This window comes from Desulfobacca acetoxidans DSM 11109 (genome assembly GCF_000195295.1).
In the GTDB taxonomy this organism is placed as follows: Bacteria; Desulfobacterota; Desulfobaccia; order Desulfobaccales; family Desulfobaccaceae; genus Desulfobacca; species Desulfobacca acetoxidans.
The window spans coordinates 398,327-416,238 of the sequence record NC_015388.1; the positions used below are offsets into that span (position 1 = coordinate 398,327).

The 17,912-nt window shown below is 53.5% G+C and carries 16 protein-coding genes; 14 read left to right on the forward strand and 2 right to left on the reverse strand.

Going from position 1 to position 17,912, the window contains the following annotated elements; all coding sequences use genetic code 11:
* Positions 1-26: 26 nt before the first annotated feature.
* Positions 27-1,316: a radical SAM family protein gene (locus DESAC_RS01595; protein WP_013705330.1), complete on the forward strand. Its 1,290-nt coding sequence runs from the start codon at positions 27-29 to the stop codon at positions 1,314-1,316.
* Positions 1,317-1,411: 95 nt separating this feature from the next.
* Positions 1,412-2,410, forward strand: a complete 999-nt coding sequence (locus tag DESAC_RS01600) for an ornithine cyclodeaminase family protein (protein WP_013705331.1) — start codon at positions 1,412-1,414, stop codon at positions 2,408-2,410.
* A gap of 9 nt (positions 2,411-2,419) precedes the next feature.
* On the opposite strand, the gene DESAC_RS15970 is transcribed toward DESAC_RS01600, so the two are convergent.
* Positions 2,420-2,635 carry a hypothetical protein gene (locus tag DESAC_RS15970; RefSeq protein WP_148231161.1) on the reverse strand — a complete coding sequence of 72 codons (216 nt, stop codon included), beginning with the start codon at positions 2,633-2,635 and terminating at the stop codon, positions 2,420-2,422.
* A 171-nt stretch (positions 2,636-2,806) separates the two neighbouring features.
* Here DESAC_RS15970 and DESAC_RS01605 point away from each other — a divergent pair, with 171 nt between their 5' ends.
* The 4 genes from DESAC_RS01605 to thrC all read left to right on the forward strand — a co-directional run bounded on the left by DESAC_RS01605 (position 2,807) and on the right by thrC (position 8,864).
* The gene (locus tag DESAC_RS01605; RefSeq protein ID WP_013705332.1) at positions 2,807-4,273 is read left to right on the forward strand and encodes a glucose-6-phosphate isomerase; all 1,467 of its coding nucleotides are present in this window, start codon (positions 2,807-2,809) and stop codon (positions 4,271-4,273) included.
* Positions 4,274-4,305: 32 nt separating this feature from the next.
* Entirely contained in the window at positions 4,306-5,766 is a 1,461-nt protein-coding gene (locus tag DESAC_RS01610) for an ATP-binding protein (RefSeq protein ID WP_013705333.1), read from the forward strand.
* Positions 5,767-5,830: 64 nt separating this feature from the next.
* Positions 5,831-7,198 (forward strand): sigma-54-dependent transcriptional regulator, encoded by a 1,368-nt coding sequence (locus tag DESAC_RS01615; RefSeq protein ID WP_013705334.1) that lies wholly within the window; start codon positions 5,831-5,833, stop codon positions 7,196-7,198.
* A gap of 175 nt (positions 7,199-7,373) precedes the next feature.
* The gene (gene thrC, locus DESAC_RS01620; RefSeq protein ID WP_013705335.1) at positions 7,374-8,864 is read left to right on the forward strand and encodes a threonine synthase; all 1,491 of its coding nucleotides are present in this window, start codon (positions 7,374-7,376) and stop codon (positions 8,862-8,864) included.
* A gap of 40 nt (positions 8,865-8,904) precedes the next feature.
* On the opposite strand, the gene DESAC_RS01625 is transcribed toward thrC, so the two are convergent.
* Positions 8,905-10,626: an FAD-dependent oxidoreductase gene (locus DESAC_RS01625; protein ID WP_013705336.1), complete on the reverse strand. Its 1,722-nt coding sequence runs from the start codon at positions 10,624-10,626 to the stop codon at positions 8,905-8,907.
* A 559-nt stretch (positions 10,627-11,185) separates the two neighbouring features.
* Between DESAC_RS01625 and DESAC_RS15605 the strand changes: the two genes are divergently transcribed.
* The 8 genes from DESAC_RS15605 to DESAC_RS01660 all read left to right on the forward strand — a co-directional run bounded on the left by DESAC_RS15605 (position 11,186) and on the right by DESAC_RS01660 (position 17,894).
* Positions 11,186-11,935 carry a metal-dependent transcriptional regulator gene (locus DESAC_RS15605; protein WP_013705337.1) on the forward strand — a complete coding sequence of 250 codons (750 nt, stop codon included), beginning with the start codon at positions 11,186-11,188 and terminating at the stop codon, positions 11,933-11,935.
* 12 nt (positions 11,936-11,947) lie between these two features.
* Entirely contained in the window at positions 11,948-12,217 is a 270-nt protein-coding gene (locus tag DESAC_RS01635) for a FeoA family protein (RefSeq protein ID WP_013705338.1), read from the forward strand.
* A gap of 69 nt (positions 12,218-12,286) precedes the next feature.
* Positions 12,287-14,812, forward strand: coding sequence for a ferrous iron transport protein B (gene feoB, locus DESAC_RS01640; protein ID WP_013705339.1), 2,526 nt, complete (start codon positions 12,287-12,289; stop codon positions 14,810-14,812).
* A gap of 2 nt (positions 14,813-14,814) precedes the next feature.
* Positions 14,815-14,961: a hypothetical protein gene (locus tag DESAC_RS15975; RefSeq protein WP_013705340.1), complete on the forward strand. Its 147-nt coding sequence runs from the start codon at positions 14,815-14,817 to the stop codon at positions 14,959-14,961.
* 31 nt (positions 14,962-14,992) lie between these two features.
* The gene (locus DESAC_RS01645; RefSeq protein WP_013705341.1) at positions 14,993-15,733 is read left to right on the forward strand and encodes a hypothetical protein; all 741 of its coding nucleotides are present in this window, start codon (positions 14,993-14,995) and stop codon (positions 15,731-15,733) included.
* Positions 15,734-15,925: 192 nt separating this feature from the next.
* Positions 15,926-17,149, forward strand: coding sequence for a DUF2325 domain-containing protein (locus DESAC_RS01650; RefSeq protein ID WP_013705342.1), 1,224 nt, complete (start codon positions 15,926-15,928; stop codon positions 17,147-17,149).
* A gap of 70 nt (positions 17,150-17,219) precedes the next feature.
* A complete protein-coding gene (locus DESAC_RS01655; RefSeq protein WP_013705343.1) occupies positions 17,220-17,582 on the forward strand; it encodes a hypothetical protein in 363 nt (120 codons plus the stop codon).
* Positions 17,583-17,663: 81 nt separating this feature from the next.
* Entirely contained in the window at positions 17,664-17,894 is a 231-nt protein-coding gene (locus tag DESAC_RS01660) for a hypothetical protein (RefSeq protein WP_013705344.1), read from the forward strand.
* Positions 17,895-17,912: the final 18 nt, after the last annotated feature.

Consider the following 17,912-nt stretch of genomic DNA (forward strand, 5'->3'; position numbering starts at 1 on the left):
TGGTTACTATTGGCAACTTACAGCTCATGGCAGCTAAGCTCGTTTATGCCGATTCTCGGGGACAGATCTATGATCACCCCGAGTTGCAACTAGCCGGGCGCTGCGGCTCGGGTTTTTACCGGATTCCCGAATCCGAGCTGATGCCTCTGCCGCCTGGCAGCGATCTTTTTGTTTTGCCCGGACGCCTTGCGGTCGGTTATGACCCGCGGCGCCGCCGGTTTCAGACGCTCTCCGAAATCAAGGGACAACCGGGTCCGGGCCTGGCAGTCGCAGCCTTTATGGCCCCGGCGCATACCATGAGTTATTTGGCGGCTTACCAAACCGTTCCGAGGGCCCCGGTGTTGCCGTTATTTGCCTACACCGCGGTGGGCTGGAAGGCAGGGGGGTTTTGGGTAGCCGGGTGGCGCAGCGACCCCGATCCCAGGCAGGATCTGGTCAATTTCGACTGCCAGCAGATTGAAGCGGGGGTACGGAGCAGGCTAGCCAGCCAACCAGACAACCGGTTGCTGCGCCATCTCTCCCACTGTGCCCTGACCTATGGCTGTCCGGCGGCCAAAAATCTCTTCCTGGAACGTTGGGAGGCCCCCCTGCCCACCTCGCCTAGCTGCAATGCCCGTTGTTTGGGCTGTCTGTCACAACAGAAGCGCAGTCCTTTCCCCGCCCCAATGAAAAGAATCCGCTTCATGCCGCGTCCCGAAGAAATCGCCGAGGTCGCCGTTCCTCATCTCGAACAGGCTGAAAACGCCGTGGCCAGTTTCGGTCAGGGCTGCGAGGGCGAACCCCTCCTGCAAGGGTCGACGTTGCAGGAGGCCATCCGGTTGATCCGCCGACAGGTTGCCCGAGGCGTTCTCAACCTCAATACCAACGGCAGCCGTTCCGAAACCGTCGCCCACCTGGTCGCCGCCGGTCTGGATAGCCTGCGGGTGAGTCTCAACAGCGCCAGGCCGACGTATTACTCGGCTTACTATCGACCCCAGGACTATCACTTTACTGAGGTTGTGGCCGCCTTGAAAGCCGCCAAAGCCGGCGGCGCCCGCGTTTCCCTGAATTATCTCATCTTCCCAGGCGTGAGCGATGATCCCGCCGAAGTGTCGGCCCTGGAGGAACTCATTGCCCAGACCCGGATAGACCTCATCCAGCTACGCAACCTCAATATTGATCCGGATTATTATCTCACAGGGATAGGTTTTCAGGCTGAACAGAAACCTCTGGGCATCAGGAGGATGGTGGTGCGCTTGCAGCGCAACTTTCCCCACCTGCGGTTCGGCTATTTTAATCCCGCCTGGTCAAATACGACCGACCACAACGAGAAATAATTGAAATATTGTCACATGCGGCATACAATAGAACATCGCTATGAACCTGAGCGTTCTGAGAGATAAGTCCCTCTAACCACAATAAGGTCGCCCCTATGAGCCTGATCCTAACCGGAGCTGATATTTTACAGGTTTTGGATATTGACTTAGCCCTGCAAACCGCGGCGCAAGCCTTCCTGGCGTATGGCGAGGGGCGGGTCAATATGCCCCCCAAAGTCTACCTGCGGGTTCGCAAAGGGGACTTTCGAGCCATGTACGGTGCCATCACCCTAAATGATGAAGAAGTTTGCGGCCTCAAATGGGTCAATGTCCATCCTGACAATCCGCAACGCGGCCTACCCACGGTAATGGCCAAGATCGTTCTCAATGATCCCGAGAGCGCCCTGGAGCTTGCCGACATGGATGGGACCTATATTACCAATTACCGGACCGGCGCCGCTGGGGGATTGGCCGCCAAGTATTTATCGCGTCCGGAATCCTCTTCCCTGGCTTTGATCGGGGCCGGCGTTCAGGCCCGGATGCAGATTGCCGCAGTCATGAAAGTGCGCCCCATCCGCCAGGTTGCCATCTACAATCGCACCCCGGCCCGAGCCCAGGTCCTGATGGAAGACCTTGCCTCTCGATTTGATGTCCAGGTTATGGTTGCTGAAAATCCTCAGGAAGCAGTGCAGGACAAGGACATTGTGGTTACCGCCACTGCCAGCACTACCCCCCTGGTTCGACGGGAATGGATCAGTCCTGGAACCCACATCAACGCTATCGGTGCCGACGCAGCCGGCAAACAAGAGCTCGATCCGGCGATCCTCACAGAAGCCAAAATCTTTGTCGACGACCTGACTCAGGCGCAGCACTCCGGAGAGATCAATCTCGCCCTGATGCAAGGACTTATTCGCCCCGAGCAGATAGCTGCAGCGCTGGGGCAGGTGGTAGCCGGGAAGAAACCGGGACGGGAAAATTCTCAGGAGATTACTGTATTTGACTCCACCGGACTGATCATTCAAGATCTGGCCTTAGGAAGAGCAGTCCTGCAACGGGCCAAAGAGCGGGGGTTGGGTGAATACAAGGAATTTATCCCCGGATTGCCGCCAAAATGAGGACTGCGGTCACTTATTGTTTTTGGAACGCCGGCTGTTGGCGCAGCGCTGACAGAGGTAACCCCGAGGGGTGATCTGATGAAGCCCCTCCACCACGACAGCCCCGCACTCCTGGCAGATTCCCAATATCTTTGGTATATCCCGGCCCCCGAGATGGCTGCGAGCAACGATCGCCTTTTCACGGGCTCGCCATCGGGACCAAATTTTTCGCCACCACGACAGCATATTGTGAGTATTATCTAATTATGTACGGGATGCAAGCCCTTAAGATTGCAGAGACAACAAATTGTTGGCGTTTAACAACCAGCTTTCTGGACAACTAACTGAAGGCCGTATTTCGGTAGCCCGTCCTAACGATTGCACCCAGGGCACAGCGCCTGCTCAAAAGGAGACCACATGAGACAACACCACATGCACAAGCCTGATCATAGCCATAAAGAGAAAATAGATTACGCCAAGATGGCCATAACCTTAGACCATAATTTCTCTATGGCGGAATTTGTCGGACCTGAAAATGGCTTGCAGGAAAAAGACTTGGAAAACCTGACGCCTCGGTTGGAAGAGATCGATCAACAGATCAAGACCTGGCGGCAAGAGGGCACTATAGGTTTCTTCGACCTGCCCTACCAGGAAGAAACGGCCAAAAAGATTAATAAGCTGGCCAAGAAATTAAAGGAATGGTGCTGGGATCTGTTGGTTTTGGGCATAGGCGGATCTGCTCTCGGAGCCAAGGCCCTGCATCAGGCGCTGTGCCATCCGTCGCATAATTTATTTCCCCCTGCCCGCCGAAGTTACCACTCCCGCCTTTTCGTCGCCGACAACATTGATCCTGACTACCTCTACGGCATATTAGATGCTGTCGAGTTGCGGCGGACAGTAGTTAATGTTATATCCAAATCTGGCAGCACGGCCGAAACGATAGCCCAATTCTTGTTTGTTTATAGCCTATTAAAAGGACGCCTGGGGGCTGACAAGGTTCGGGACCGGATCGTCTTGACTACTGATCCGGAAAAAGGCATGTTGCGCCACTTGGTTCAGAATGAAGGCTTCCCAAGTCTCTCTGTGCCGCCCAATGTTGGCGGCAGGTTTTCGGTACTTGCCGCCGTCGGTCTCTTCCCGGCGGCAATGGTGGGCGTCGATATCGAAGAATTATTAGAGGGAGCCAGGTTCATGGATCAACGCCTGCGGTCGGCCTCCATATCTCAGAATCTGGCTTATCGTTTGGCAGCCTGCTACTATCTCTTCCTAAGCCAAAAGGCTCGGCCGATCCAGGTGATTATGCCGTATGCCGCCGGTCTCACCGGCATAGCAGATTGGTTCTGCCAACTCTGGGGAGAAAGCTTGGGGAAAAAATATGCTCTCGACGGCAGCATTGTCCACGTCGGTCCAACGCCGGTGCGGGCCGTGGGTGTTACCGATCAGCACTCCCAGCTACAGCTTTATATGGAAGGACCACCAGATAAAATCATCACTTTTTTAGAGGTAGACAAATTTCAACACACTTTGGCAATCCCTCGTTTGTATCCCGAGATGGAAGGCATGCATTACTTAGGAGGCCATTCTTTTGCCGAGCTGCTGCAGGCCGAAAAGAAGGCGACGGCCTTTAATCTGATAAAGGCGGGCCGGCCTAATCTGACGCTGCATCTTCCCGAGATCAACCCTTTCACTCTTGGACAATTAATCTACCTCTTTGAGGTGACCGTAGTCGTTCTGGGAAGACTTTTGAATATCAATCCCTTCGACCAGCCCGGGGTTGAGGGTGGCAAACAGACAACCTACGGTCTTATGGGGCGGCAGGGCTTTGAATCTCAACGCCAGGAAGTGGAAAACGCCCCTCCGGTTTTAGATAAGTATGTTCTCTAAAAGTGCATACCTTCATTTCAGGGCGGGAAACAATGTTCCGACGCCTTAAGATCGCCTGGCGGCCGGCCCAGAAAGACCTGGAAACCTTCCGGTTGGTAAAATTTTTTACCCTGACCGGCTTTGTAGTCATCGTGGTCTTCACCGTGCTGCTCACCCTGCTGGTGGCCGATCGTTTGCAGCAGATGGCCCTGAAGAAGAGCGAGGATTATGCCTCACTATTGGCTGCCAATCTTAATCATCAGGTTTTCCAGCAATTCGTTTTGCCGGCAGCAATCCGTTTTCAGGGTCGCATCCAAATCAGCGATCCGGAGCAATACGAATTGCTGGATACCGTAGTGCGCAATACTATCCATGGTTTTCATGTCCAGCAGGTAAACATCTATGACCAGAGGGGGGATTTGGCTTATAGCACCGATTCCATCGAGTTGGGCAAAAATTATCTGACGGTACCGGAGGTAAAACAGTCGCTCGATCATGGTGATAGCAATATCCGTCTAGTTGTTCCCAAAAATATTCTCGTCAGCATGCTTCTCGGCTCCAAGCAGGATAAATATCTCAAGACGTTCAACCCCCTGCGCCTGGAAAGCGTGGAGATCAAGCTGACCCGAGAATTGGGGCCGGTAATCGGGGTGTTTGAAATCACCCAGGATATTTCTCTGGATATGGCGGAAATCGGCAAATTTCAATTAATGCTGATCGCCACCCTGATCGTGCTTATGGGTCTGCTCTTCATGGTGCTCCGCCAGATTGTGAAAAAAGCCGAGTCCATTTTAGAACGGCGGCAGGAGGAGCGAAAAGAGCTTCAGGCACAGTTGGAACTGGCAGAACGATTGGCCGCCTTAGGGGAGATGGTCGCCGGGGTAGCGCATGAAATCCGTAATCCCTTGGGGATAATCAGCTCTACGGCGGAACTGCTGCGGAAAAGGCTGGAGGCCAACCCCAGTGACGGGCGGTTGGCTCAGATCATCGAAGAGGAGGTCAACCGCTTAAATCAAACGGTAACCGAATTTCTCGATTTTGCCAGACCGCGGGAGCCGAACCTGCAGCCAACCGATATTGAAAGGATACTCGAACGTGGACTGGAATTCCTTCAGCCGGAGATTGACCGCAGCCAGATTTCCCTGGAACGACACTACCAGCTCAACGGCCAGGTACTGAAGGCGGATTCGGAACTTCTGTATCGCGCCTTTCTCAACATCTTCATCAATGCCATTCAGGCCATGCCGCAGGGTGGCCGGCTCATTGTGGCGACAGAACCCGGTCCGCAGAACAAAGGCGCCCGGATAATCATCCAGGACTCTGGCGAGGGCATCTCCAGCGAAAATGTTAAGAAGATTTTCAACCCCTTTTTCACCACCAAAGACAAGGGCAGCGGTCTGGGTTTGTCCATTGTCAAAGGAATCGTGGAGAGCCACCAGGGTCAGATTCACATTGAGAGCAACCTCAACTGCGGAGCCAAAGTAATTATCACGCTGCCCGAGCTGGAGGCCTAAGAAGGAGTTACCCCTGCCGCCAGGAGTAGCAGGCTAACCGAAATTTATGTATACATAACTTATTATGGACACAATCTTAGTTGTTGACGACGAAAAAAATTACCTGTTGGTCATGGAGACCCTGTTGGCCGGAGCCGGATATGAAGTCTTCACCGCTGACAGCGGCGAGACTGCCCTGGAACTGACCCGGCGCAATGACCTGGATTTAGTCGTTACTGATATGAAGATGCCCCGCATGAGCGGTATTGAGCTTCTCGAACAGCTCAAGCAGGTATATCCCGACCTGCCCGTCATCATGATGACCGCCTATGGCACCGTCGAAAAGGCGGTGGAGGCCATGAAGAAGGGCGCATTTGATTACATCTTGAAACCTTTTAAGAACGAAGAGATCTTATTAACCATCGCCAAGGCCCTGGAGCTGCGCCACCTCTTAACGGAAAACCGCCGACTCCGACACGATCTGGAGCAACGCCATCGTTTTGATAATATTGTGGGCAACAGTAAGGCCATGCAGAGTATCTTTGCGGTGGTGGAAAAAGTAGCCCAGACCCGGGCCACGGTGCTTATTTCCGGGGAGAGCGGTACCGGCAAAGAACTGATCGCCCGGGCCATCCATCACCGCAGTCCGAGGAATCAGGGTCCCTTTATCTCCGTCAACTGCGGAGCATTGACGGAAACCCTGCTCGAGAGCGAACTCTTCGGCCATGAAAAAGGAGCCTTCACCCATGCCGTAGCTATGCGTAAAGGCCGCTTCGAGCTGGCCGAAGGCGGCACCCTTTTCTTGGATGAAGTTGCTGAAATGTCTCCTGGTTTGCAGGTGAAACTGCTGCGCGTGCTGCAGGAGATGGAGTTCGAACGGGTAGGCGGCAGCCGCACCATCCGGGTTGATGTCAGGGTCGTGGCGGCCTCCAACCGCGACCTGAAGACCGAAGTGGGAGCAGGTAATTTTCGGGAAGACCTCTTTTATCGGCTTAATGTCGTCCACCTGGCCATTCCACCTCTGCGCCAGCGCACCGATGATATTCCGCTTCTCGTGACACATTTCATGCAAAAATTTGCCCGGGTAAACAACAGAGGCGATATCCGGCTGGACCCCGAAGTAATGAAGATCCTGTTGCGCTATCCTTGGCCAGGAAACGTCCGGGAATTGGAAAATGTGATAGAGCGGGCTGTGATTCTTTGCAGCGGCGATACCATCACTATTGCAGATTTGCCCCCCAACGTCGCCGAAGCCCCGGAAACCGAGTTTAATATTGACCTGTTAGTGCCCCAGCACATTCCTCTTCCTGAAGCTCTTGATACAATTGAACAATTAATGATCCGGCGAGCTCTCAACCAGTCCGGCTACGTGCAGGTGCGGGCGGCGGAGTTATTGGGCATTACAAAAAGCCTCCTGCAGTACAAGTTGAAAAAATACCAGATAACCAATTGACGGAGAGGTGGTCATTGATCAATAGCGAGTGTTCGGAATTACCTCAAAACCCCATAATAGCAGGCACAGTATTTCAAGACCGGGCTTTTATAGGTATTTCTGTTGTCCTGGACGACTATTGGGTGGCGACCTCAAAGGCTCACAACAAGGCCTTGAAAATGAATGGGAGTGCTTGGTGAAACTGAAAGATTTTCCGGAAGACCTCCAGCCCCATCTACTTCCCCGCCCCCGGGGCAGGATGGTATACCGTTGTCTGGATTGCGGCGCCGAATTCGGCATTGACCACCTGTTTTATACCTGTCCAAAGTGCCAGGGCCTTTTCTTACTGGTAGATTTAGACGAGGAACAGCTCAAAGAGCATTCGGGAGCCTTCTGGCGCCGGCTCTTCGACTACCGGCGGATGCTCCATGACCCGGCGGTGCAGGGCGCCTTCTGCTTCCATGAACTGATAGCCCCAGTCATTCCTGCCGAAGATATCGTCTATCTGGGGGAATGCCATACCCCCCAGGTGCAGGCCAACTCCCGACTTCAGGAAGAAGTGGGGATGACCGTTTATTTCAAGAACGATGGCCAGAATCCCAGTGCTTCTTTTAAAGACCGGGGCATGGCTGCGGCCTTGAGCTACCTCAATTACCTGATCCGCACCCAAAACCTTACAGGAGTATTGGCCATCTGCGCCTCTACCGGAGACACTTCGGCAGCCGCAGCCCTATACGCCGCTTATTTAGGAGACAAAGTAACCTCAGCAGTGATTCTGCCCTACGGCAAGGTGACACCCCAGCAGCTCTCTCAGCCTCTCGGGGCCGGGGCCCGGGTCTTAGAAATTCCCGGCGTCTTCGATGATTGCATGCGGGTTGTGGAGGCTTTGTCCGAACACTACCATGTAGCCTTGCTCAACTCCAAAAACAGTTGGCGCATCCGGGGACAGGAATCATACGCCTATGAAATAGCGCAATGGTTCGACTATGATCTGGCCCACAAGGTTATCGTAGTCCCTATCGGCAACGCCGGCAACATTACCGCCGTCCTGGAGGGACTGCTCCGGTTTCACGACCTGCAGATAATTGCAGAACTCCCCAAGGTCATTGGGGTGCAGTCGCAGCACGCCAACCCGGTGTTTACCTATTACCTGGAGAGCAATCCCGCGAGACGCGTCTTTACACCCGTGGTGGTGCAGCCCAGCGTCGCCCAGGCGGCCATGATCGGCCGACCGGTGTCCATGCCCCGAGTTATCCGTCTGGCCGCGGAATATACCCGGAGGGCAGGTGAAGGAAGTTTTGCCGTGGTGGAGGTAACCGAGCAGGAAATCATGGACGCCATGCTGCTAGCCAACCGCAACGGCCATATCGCCTGCACCCAGGGGGGGGAATCCCTAGCCGGACTGCAGATGGCGCTTAAGACCGGACTGGTGAAGAAAAACGAAGTGGCCGTGGTAGACGCCACGGCGCACCATTTAAAATTCATCGGTTTTCAACAGATGTACTTCGACAACACCTTTCCGTCGGAGTTCGAGATTATCCCTAAACCGGAATATCAAAACCACCCCCAACTGCTTATTCCCGAATCACCCCCCGGGGAAAGCCCCTGGTCGGAGGCAGAACAGAGGATATTCACCCAGGACATGGTGCGTCAGGTAGCCGCAGTATTGGGCTTGAAACCCAAGTGAGCTATCGCTAGCCGGCGTCTAGCCCGAACTGGCGCCATTCTCACTCTAGAGTGAGGATACCGGCCTTTTTCAAGGCGGCAACCCCTCCCTGTAAACCCACGGCGTTGTCAAACCCCTGGGTCTGCAACTGCCTTAAGGCCTCGTAAGAGCGCATGCCGGCATTGCAGATCAAGATGAGACGCTTATCTCTGGGAACCTCTTTGAAACGGTATTTCAAAGTCTCTTGGGGGATATTAAGCCAACGTTCTGGGAAGCGGGCCACAAAGGGCGCGGCATTAGCCGCTCCCCTGACATCCAGACAGATGACATCGTCCCTGGCTTCCTCCAGGAACAGGCGTTGAAACTCCGTTAGGCTGATGGATTGATTGAAACCGGTCACAAGGTTCTCGGCCGTGTTGGCGACGGTGTTAACAATGTCCAAGGCCGTGGCATAGGGCGGCGAATAGGCTACCTCCAAATGAGCGAGGTCCTCAAGGTTCCCATGCTGCCCCAGGAGCGCCGCAATGCTGTTGACGCGGCCTACCACTGCGTCGCCGTTGGGACTGATCCCCTGAGCCCCCAAAAGGCGTCGGGAGCTGCTGTCCACCACCAACTGCAAGTAGATGAGCTCCTGGGTGGGATAGAAGTGCGCATGATCCTGCTGCACCACCAAAGCCGCCTCAGCCGTCAGACCCTCATTGCGGGCGGTCTCGAGGGTGAGGCCGGTACCCGCAACGCCGAGATCAAAGACTTTCAGGGTAAAGCTGCCTACGATATCAGGAAAGGTGGCGTAACCCCCGGCGATATTAGTGCCAATAACCCGACCTTGCCGGTGCGCCAGGGAAGTTTCGGGGAAGTAGATGGTCTTTCCGGTGAGCAGATGAGGATACTCAATGCAGCCCCCGCCAGCATAAATGTCGGGATCTGATGTCTGCAGCCGCTGATTGACCAACAGCCCCCCATTGGGGGAGGCCAGCAGCCCGGCGGAAACGGCCAATTCTGTCCTGGGTTCCGCCCCTAAGGCGACGATTACCAGGTCCGCCGGCAAACGGTGGGTTGAGGTGATCACCTCCAGAGAATGTTCTCCCGGAGCGGCCAGGATTTCCTGGACCGACTCCTCTAAAAAAACCTGTACTCCCCGACACTGAACCTCATATTGCACCATGCGGGCCAGGGGCACATCCAATAAACCCGGCAATACCTGAGAGCCCGGCTCAACCAACGTGGTCTCCACGCCCCACAAATCGCTCACCGCTGCAGTCATTTCCAATCCGCGGGGGCTGGCGCCGATGATGACCGCTTTAGCCACTTCTCCTTGAGATATGCGCCTCTTCACTGCCTCAGCCTGCATCAGCGTGGCAACACTCACCACTCCGGGCAGTTCGGCTCCGGCGACGTTCAGGGGTTTGGGCCGTCGGCCAGTGGCCAAGACCAGTTTATCATAGGATAATTTCTCCTCCGCACCAGTCTCTACCTGCCGGACCCGGACCTGCTTGGCCTGACGGTCCAAGGCAAGCGCCTGGGTCCTGGTTTTGATCCGCACATCTTTGGCATCTTCAAAGAATTCAGGGCTGCGCACCATTTGAAAACTGGCTGTCATCAACCCCTGAAGTTCCCCTACGTCACCTGAGATATAATACGGGATCCCGCAGGCGGAATAGGCAATCTCCTCCTGCTGATCAATCACGGTTACGTCCCACTCCGGTTTCAGGCGCTTCAACCGGCAGGCGACTTTAGGTCCGAGAACCCCACCGCCGATAATCAGAATCCTTTCGCATGCCATAGATTTTCTCCTCATTATGCTGACGGCTTAACGCCTAAAGTTAGAAAAAACGATTATGCCATTGCTACTCAAACATAAATCATCATGCTAGCGGCAAACCCGGTGTGCCGTCACAGCTTAAAGTAAATACCGGATTCTACCCAGCAGGGAGCATCTGCATTGGGCGGCAAATTGGTCTTAAACCTTTTATGTTGGCCCGGTTTGGCCGACTTCCACCGAAGGTTCATTGTGTCTCATAGTATACTGAGAAGCAAGGAAAACCTCTGGCGGCTTTCAACCCTATTAACTTTCTCCTTAACAGGAGGAATTTTAAGGTGATATTGTTGTCGAAGTTTCTTCAAGAGACGCGTAAGCTTTAGGAGATCGAATAAGCATTTTTTTATCCCTCCAGTTGTTTGGAGCGAATACAAGATTCGCCTCTACGGATGAGCCTGCCGCCGCTGCAGTGTTGTGAGACGGGAAAGCGTAGCACCATATCTGCGCGAACTAAAAAAAGCTTGACATATGTTTTGTCTTCAATATAATGTTTTAGACATAAAACTTTGTTAGGAAAATAAATATGAATAGCCTATCCCTAAGCGAGAGTCTGGAAGATTACCTTGAAGCAATTTTTCATATTGTGCTGGAAAAGCAGGTTGCCCGGGTCAAGGATATCGCCAGCCGCCTGAAGGTGCATAAGTCCTCGGTAACCGCAGCACTGCGGAACCTGGCCGACCGCAAGCTTGTCAACTACGCTCCTTATGACGTGATAACCCTAACCCCGCAGGGAGCTACCCTGGCAAAGGATGTGGTGCGCCGTCATGAAGCCCTGAGCGATTTTTTCGTTAAGGTTTTGACTATTGATAAGACCCTGGCAGAAGAGGCCGCCTGTCGAATGGAGCATGCCATGCCGCGGGTTATTGTAGATCGACTGATCCTCTTCAGCGAGTTCCTGGAAGTTTGCCCACGGGCTGGCAAAAAATGGATTCGCGGTTTTCAGCACTTTTGCGATGACGCCCTGGAACAGCAGAACTGCGAGCGTTGCATCAGTCTGTGCCTAGATGATGTGAAAAAAAAACAGAAACAAGAAGGGGGAATGATGACTCTACCCCTCAGGGAACTAAAACCCGGCCAGAAAGGAAAAATCCTCGCCGTAAAAAATGAAGGTGATCTCGGTAAACGGATCGCAGACATGGGCATAACCCCTGGTACCTTGGTGGAGGTCGAGCGGGTAGCGCCTCTTGGTGACCCCATCGACATCAAGGTCAAGGGATATCACCTGTCTTTGCGCCGGGACGAAGCTACGGGGATAACCGTAGAATTGCACTGAGGTCAGGCGGCTATGAGATGCAAAAGAAGGGCTGGGGTTGCAATAGCGCCGCCTCTGGGGAGGCCTCTGACGCTGGTGCCGGTAGGGCAGCGGGTTCACCTGGTTGCAGTGCAGGCTGGATGTGGACTCCAGGGACACCTTCTGGCCATGGGCTTGATTCCCGGCATCGAGGTGGAGGTTATCCATAAGGCCCCTGCAGATCATGGTCCCATCCTGGTTCGGATCGGCAACAGCCGTCTGGCGCTTGGGTGGTGCATGGCCCAAAAAATATATGTGGAATAATTTTTTTTGGCCTATATGTTTGGTTAATCAAACATAGTCAGATACTTAAAACATAAGGATGGGAACAGGATGGCAAAGGTTACGATAGCCTTGGCTGGCAATCCGAATGCGGGGAAATCCTGCATCTTTAATTATATAACCGGCGCCCGGCAACATGTGGGGAATTATCCGGGTGTGACCGTAGAGAAAAAAGAGGGGCTTTGTACTTGTGGTGAACTGCAGATTCAGGTGGTGGATCTGCCGGGAACCTATAGCCTGACGGCGTACTCCATTGATGAGGTGGTGGCTCGGAATTACATCCTGGAGGAGAAGCCGGATGTGATAGTCAATGTCGCTGATGCTTCCAATCTGGAGCGGAATCTTTATCTCACTACCCAGCTCCGGGAACTCGGGGTTCCTATGGTCCTGGCCCTCAATATGAGCGATGTGGCTCGAAATCAGGGTATCGAAATTGATTGTCAGGCTATCTCCAAGGTCCTGGGCATTCCGGTTGTCCCCACCATCGGGCATAAAGGTGAGGGGATCCGGGAACTGTTGGATGAGGTCGTCACCCTGGCCTCCAATGGGCATCACCCGGCCTCTTTCAGGGTGGAGTATGGCCGTGATCTGGAGCCTGAGCTCGCCGCCATCCAGCAAGTGATTGAGAAACAGGGGAATTCTCTGGCGAATAAATATCCTCCCCGCTGGCTGGCAGTGAAACTGCTGGAAAAAGACGAAGACCTCCGGAAGCAAAAAATCTCGCCGGAGATATTGCGAGCTCTGACTAAAAGTGCCAAAAAGCTCAAGGAGTTATCGGGTAGCCCGCCCGAGATTATGATCGCCGAGGCTCGCTACGGTTATATTGCTGGAATCTGCCAGGAAGCGGTGCGCAGTTCGGTTGAGACCAGGCGGCAGATGTCGGATCGCCTTGACGCCGTCCTGTTGAACCGGGGGCTGGGACTGCCGATCTTTTTGGGCCTCATGTATCTGGTCTTTCAAATGGTCTTTACCCTGGGGGAACCGCCCATGGGGTGGATCGAATCGGCCTTTGAATGGGTTGGCGGAATTGTATCCGGTTGGTGGCCGAAAACCTCGGAGAGCGCCCTCAAATCCCTGTTGGTGGACGGCATCATCGGCGGGGTGGGTGCGGTAATAGTATTCTTGCCCAATATCTTGTTGCTCTTCCTTGCCATCGCCATTCTGGAGGATTCGGGCTATATGGCTCGAGCGGCATTTCTGATGGATCGTATCATGCACAAGATCGGCTTACATGGCAAGAGTTTCATTCCCATGCTGCTCGGCTTCGGTTGCACCGTACCGGCGATCATGGCGACCCGCACCCTCGATAATCGGGCTGATCGGCTCACGACCATCATGGTGGCGCCGCTGATGAGCTGCGGCGCCCGCCTGCCGATTTACGCCCTCATCATACCGGCCTTCTTCCCCGTGGGACTCCAGGGCTGGATGCTGTGGCTCATTTATCTCATCGGCATTGCCCTGGCCGTAGTTAGTGCCCGAATCCTTCGCAGCACCCTGTTCCGGGGTGAGACCGTCCCTTTTGTTATGGAGCTGCCGCCGTATCATCTGCCGACCTTAAAAAGCGTTATCATCCACATGTGGGAACGGGGATCGTTGTACCTGAAGAAGGCCGGTACGATCATCCTGGCGTTGTCGGTGCTGCTGTGGGCCCTGACCAGTTATCCCAAGAAGGAAAAATACGACCAGGATTATCAGGCTATGACCATGCAAACGGAAGAGAACTTCCTGGCAAAGATAAGAGACCTTAATTCAGACCTGGGTCTCGCGGTAAACTCCCCGCTCTTAACGGAGGCCATAGGAGCTGAATTGGCAAAACAGGCCGAACAGGAAAACTATTATGAACATGAAGTCGGCTATGCCCAAGCTCAGGAAAGGTATGACCACCGTCTGCAGGAACTCAAAGAAGGTCAGGGAGGTCCTTTGCTGACAACCTTCTTGGAGATGCGGGAGAAGGTGGATCAGGCACACCAGGAATTCGATCAAACCGTGGCGGAGGCGGGTTTGGAGCAAGGAAGCCCCGAATATGAAGCTACGGAGAAACAGCGGGACGCAAAGTTGGCTGAGGCGGAGAAGGTAAACCCACAGGTATACGCCGCAGTGGCCAAGTTTCGGGAAGATCTGGAGATTCCCTATAAGGAGCGCTTGACCAAGATAAAGCAGGCCCAGGAAGCCGAAGACCTCTCCTATTCCGTAGCCGGTCGCATCGGTCATACTTTAGAGCCGCTCCTCACACCCCTCGGCTTCGATTGGAAGATCGGCACGGCGTTGATAGGTGCCTTCGCTGCCAAAGAGGTGTTCGTGGCCCAGTTGGGAATTGTCTATTCTGTGGGTAAGGCGGAGGAAGGTTCTGAAGCCCTGCGTGACCGGCTGCAGGAGAACTACAGCCCCTTGCAAGCCTTCAGTATCATGTTGTTCTGCCTGATCAGTGCCCCATGCATCGCCACCATCGCAGTAACTCGGCGTGAGACCGGCTCTACCGGTTGGGCCCTCTTCCAGTTGGGGGGTCTCACTCTCCTGGCCTATCTGGTAACCCTGTTCGTCTATCAGGGCGGCAGGCTTCTGGGATTAGGAGGCTGACCATGGCATGGCTCGAAATTCTTCTGATCGCGGCAATAATCGGGGGGGCCCTCTTCACGCTTTACCGCTATTTCTGGCAGAAACAGGGACGTTGTCCGGGATGCAATTCCGAGACCTGTCCCTCAAAACAGATGCATAAAAACTCTTAACCCCTACCATGGAACAGAAAGGAGATATTGGATGAAGAAGTCTTTGGTATTGGTAAGCGCCGTTTTATTTCTGATCATGAGTTTCAGCCTGGCTGGTGCGGCTTCGGTAACGGTAGGCGCAGAGAGTACGATAACCGTGGATGGCACCTCGTATACGCTGGTTAGTGTTCCACCCGACTACAGCGGTCTCATGTGGGAGGTATCAGGTACCGGATATAAGGCCTGCCTCTGCAAAATGACAGCCTTCCGGGCCCTTCAGGCCTTGGGAATTTATCTCTCCAACAACGACCTGCCCAGTGCCCAGATAAACATCACCACCGGCTGGAACACCGATGGCCCCGAGGAGTTGTTTGTAGAAAGTATGCCCTGGGTAGAAGGGGTCAATTTTTCTTACGCTGATCCTATAACCCCTGGCTCCCTTCTGACCCTAACGGATGCCTGGTACGAGTTCTCCTATATGGGTGCCACCTACAAGGTTAGCAGCAGTTATGACAACTACCGATTTTCCCCGGACATCAATCATGCAGGTTACGTCGAGGATTGGGATTTCTTTGATTACCGGACATATTTTCAAACTACGAGCGGATCGGATCCTAAAAAGAATTATTTCAGTACCATCCTCAGGCCGCAGATTGTAGACAATCTCAAGGGAGAAACATGGTTTGAGGTGAGTGCGGTGCCGATTCCCGGAACGGGCTGGCTTCTCGGTTCGAGTCTTCTGGGTCTGGTTGGCATGGGCAGAAGGATAGTCCGGCCCAAGGACCCGGAATAGTTAATCTAACCTGATGGCAGCGTTGTCGAAGGTTTTCCTGCGGGGCAACCCAAAATAGCTGAATATCCTGTACAAGTTAGCGTTTTCAGATAGATCCGGAGCGGAAACCAAGGAAAAACTTTTTCCCCAGGGCTGGTGATAAAATGGATGAAATCGCCATCCCTGGATCGAAGGACATAGAAGGTAAAACACATGACGGTTTTTAAAAGAATCAGAAGGCCCCTGGCGGCAATGGAGGATTTTCTCTGTCCGATCATCGGCACCTGTCTGACTCTCAAAGAACTGCACAAGATAGGCCGGAGGTTTAAGTATGATGGGGAATCCACTCCCTATCAACTTCATACCTGGTTAATCAGGACCGGTAAAAATTCGCCCGCCGTGGGCAAATATCTCCAGAAATATCTGTGCGAAAAATATCGTTCGGTGATGCAACGGTTAGATGAATTTGAAGGAGAGGCATTGCTTTCTGCCTGGATCGCGGCCGTCCAGGAGGGCCAGGTAGCCGGGGCTTTTTGGGCCATTCTTACCCGACTGGACGTTCCGGACGCTATTATAGAGGAAGTTTTCGGGGAAGTCCACATGATGTCCCATCTCCAGGCGGCTGAAGTCCGGACCGAACTCAAGGCCTTTGACTCTCTGCGGCGGGAAAATAACCAAATTATCCAGAAACTGCAAAAAACTCGGTCTATGCTGGAACGGCAGCGCGCCGAAAAAGAGGAACTCCGTCGCCACCTAAGTCAGAAAGAAATTGAACTCCGCCAATTCCGACGTCAGTCAGCACAGATGACCAAGGCTTTGCAAAGTTATGAGAATACAGAGGCCCTGTCTGTACTTAAAAAAGAGCATAGTATGCTGCAAAAAGAGAACAAGGCTCTGCGGACCCAGTTGACTCAAGAACAGGCCCTCAGGAATAGGGCGGAAAGACGTCTGGAAAATCTTAGAGAAAAGATACAAAACCGCCCTTGTCGGCGCTGTCAGATTTCGGAACCTGGCAGTTGCCCGGCCAAATGCCCGGCAGCTTTAGCTGATGATTGCCCCCTGGGCCAAGGTGAGAATTGCCCCAGATTATGTAAGAAAAATATTCTTCTGGTGGGCGGTCTGGAGAAATTGACACCGTATTATCGCGGCATCATTGAAGGAGATTTTGGCGGGGTTTTTTACCGTCATGACGGAGACTTTCGCCAGGGTCATTCCTGCCTTATGAGTATGGTCAAGAAAGCCCATGTCGTCATCTGTCCGGTAGGAATGAGTAGCCATAACGCCTGCTTATGCGTCAAGAAGCTGTGCAAAAGACTCAATAAGCCGTGTGTCATGTTAGCCAAGCCGGGTCTGGGAGCTCTAAAGCAGGCCTTGACGAATATGGTGGAACAAGAAATGTTCCAAAGCGAAGTACAGGGCGAGATATTGCTCCAATAAGGGACTGAGGCGAGGGATTGAAATTAACGATTGATATAAATAGCATATCGTCATAGAGGCGAGGTAAAACATGTCACATGAATTCAGGTTATATCTGCAGGCGTTGGATAGCCATTTGCGGGTGGCTCCTTTGGGCAAACTGACAGGGAGCGGGGTAGAACAGATTTTGGGTGCAGCCCAGGCCGGGCTGCGGGTCTTTCCAGTAGTTGTGGTGGATTTGCAGGGGGCGGAAAATTCGACGGCTGACACTTTGACCCGGCTGGAAGAAGGGCTGCGGCAACTGGTGAGCGAAAAAAAACTGATTTTGGGTCTCGAACCTGAAAAGTGGATTTTGCAAGGATCGCCGCCGGAGAAAATATGCCATTGCTGCAATAATTGCGAGAATTGCCCCTGCCGCTCCCGCACCGGCGAGAAGGCCAAAAAGACAGGGTGACCTCGTATTCTTGAAGATCTCTGTTGGAAAACGATTATAGGCCATCCTTTGATTTTATCGGTGTCATACCAGGGAGGAACTATGCCCGCGTATCTTTACAAATGTGTCAGTTGTCAAGTCGAGGAGATCCGCATAGGGGGGCTGGATGACCATGTGGCTCTCTGCCATGACTGCGGCGACCTGATGCTGCGCCTGGATTATGACCTTTTTGCGCCCTATTTCGAGTCATCGACAGACACCGTAACGTCCTCGCTCCATCAATTGGACGTTTACGACGCACTCGCGAAACAGGGGCTGCAAGAGAAAAAATAAGAGGAGAAAAAGGAGAAA

Bases quoted from the DNA above. Each gene is read 5' to 3' on its own strand.
- DESAC_RS01595 (WP_013705330.1), top strand. From the start codon at position 27: ATGGCAGCTAAGCTCGTTTATGCCGATTCTCGGGGACAGATCTATGAT.
- DESAC_RS01600 (WP_013705331.1), top strand. From the start codon at position 1,412: ATGAGCCTGATCCTAACCGGAGCTGATATTTTACAGGTTTTGGATATT.
- DESAC_RS15970 (WP_148231161.1), bottom strand. From the start codon at position 2,635: ATGCTGTCGTGGTGGCGAAAAATTTGGTCCCGATGGCGAGCCCGTGAA.
- DESAC_RS01605 (WP_013705332.1), top strand. From the start codon at position 2,807: ATGAGACAACACCACATGCACAAGCCTGATCATAGCCATAAAGAGAAA.
- DESAC_RS01610 (WP_013705333.1), top strand. From the start codon at position 4,306: ATGTTCCGACGCCTTAAGATCGCCTGGCGGCCGGCCCAGAAAGACCTG.
- DESAC_RS01615 (WP_013705334.1), top strand. From the start codon at position 5,831: ATGGACACAATCTTAGTTGTTGACGACGAAAAAAATTACCTGTTGGTC.
- DESAC_RS01625 (WP_013705336.1), bottom strand. From the start codon at position 10,626: ATGGCATGCGAAAGGATTCTGATTATCGGCGGTGGGGTTCTCGGACCT.
- DESAC_RS15605 (WP_013705337.1), top strand. From the start codon at position 11,186: ATGAATAGCCTATCCCTAAGCGAGAGTCTGGAAGATTACCTTGAAGCA.
- DESAC_RS01635 (WP_013705338.1), top strand. From the start codon at position 11,948: ATGAGATGCAAAAGAAGGGCTGGGGTTGCAATAGCGCCGCCTCTGGGG.
- feoB (WP_013705339.1), top strand. From the start codon at position 12,287: ATGGCAAAGGTTACGATAGCCTTGGCTGGCAATCCGAATGCGGGGAAA.
- DESAC_RS15975 (WP_013705340.1), top strand. From the start codon at position 14,815: ATGGCATGGCTCGAAATTCTTCTGATCGCGGCAATAATCGGGGGGGCC.
- DESAC_RS01645 (WP_013705341.1), top strand. From the start codon at position 14,993: ATGAAGAAGTCTTTGGTATTGGTAAGCGCCGTTTTATTTCTGATCATG.
- DESAC_RS01650 (WP_013705342.1), top strand. From the start codon at position 15,926: ATGACGGTTTTTAAAAGAATCAGAAGGCCCCTGGCGGCAATGGAGGAT.
- DESAC_RS01655 (WP_013705343.1), top strand. From the start codon at position 17,220: ATGTCACATGAATTCAGGTTATATCTGCAGGCGTTGGATAGCCATTTG.
- DESAC_RS01660 (WP_013705344.1), top strand. From the start codon at position 17,664: ATGCCCGCGTATCTTTACAAATGTGTCAGTTGTCAAGTCGAGGAGATC.